The sequence below is a fragment of the Hyella patelloides LEGE 07179 genome (assembly GCF_900659865.1).
Lineage (GTDB): Bacteria > Cyanobacteriota > Cyanobacteriia > Cyanobacteriales > Xenococcaceae > Hyella > Hyella patelloides.
On sequence record NZ_LR214355.1, the window covers coordinates 1 to 1,035 of the forward strand.

The window sequence follows — 1,035 nt, forward strand, 5'->3', positions numbered from 1 at the left end:
TATAGCATTACGCATATACGTTAGGACATTTTTTAAAAGCTGTATCAACACATTCTCTAACAGTTTCAAATTCTTTAACTCTCTGCTTCATCCAAGTTTTGAGAACCGACCACCAACGCTCTATCTTGTTTAGATCGGGAGAATAAGAGGGCAAATACCAAATCTCGCATCCTGCTTCTTCTACTATTTCTTGAATACTTTGTCCTGCTTGGTGCGCGTTCCCTTGCGCCTATCGGCGACGCGGGGTCGCATCCGCTTTATGAAAAGTAGCATTATCAATAATAATGATATTTCCAGGTTGTAGTTGAGGAATTAAACTTTCTTTAAGCCATATCTCAAATAAATCTCGATTGCATGACCCTTCAAAAGTTAAGGGAGCAAACACTTTTCCTTCTTTGAGTGCAGCAATCCAGCTTACTCTCTCATTTCTTTTCCCAGATTTGAGTGCGTAACATCTTTCTCCTTTAGGGCTATAACCATAAGGATAATCGTCTCGGTTATCGAATCCTGCTTCATCCACATAAACTAAATTATTTGCCTGTTGATGTTTTAGTTGCTCTTTAAATTCTTTTCTTTTCTCTTCATCTCTTTCTTGATACCCGTAAGTTTTTTTTTCTTGTTATACCTAACTTTTTAATTCCATCACTAATATTTTGCTGGGTGAGATTCTCGCCCCACAAATCTGCCATTTGTTGTTGTGTCTTATCTTTATGTTGTTTCACAAACTGTTTGAATCTTTCTAAATCCTGAATTTTTCGGTCTTCTCTGGTGGGACGCTCGACGCGCGCTTTAAAGTCTCCTGTTTCTTGCTCTCTTTTCAGCCATAGGTCTAAAGTGTTACGGCTTATTTTCATCAATTGACAAATAGTTAACTTCTTTTCACCTCTAGAAAAGGCATCTATGGCTTTTTTTCTTAAATCGTAGCTATAGGGAGCAGGCATTATTTTTCTGTTTTGGCGATCACGCAGTGGCAGGCTTCGCCTGATCGCTTTAATCTTAGCTGGTTTTGTCCTAACTTAGCCACGTATTGCTATA

The 1,035-nt window shown here is 38.5% G+C and carries 1 pseudogene; it reads right to left on the reverse strand.

Annotated elements, in window-relative coordinates:
- Window positions 1-7: 7 nt before the first annotated feature.
- Window positions 8-941, reverse strand: a pseudogene (locus tag H1P_RS33700) (IS630 family transposase).
- Window positions 942-1,035: the final 94 nt, after the last annotated feature.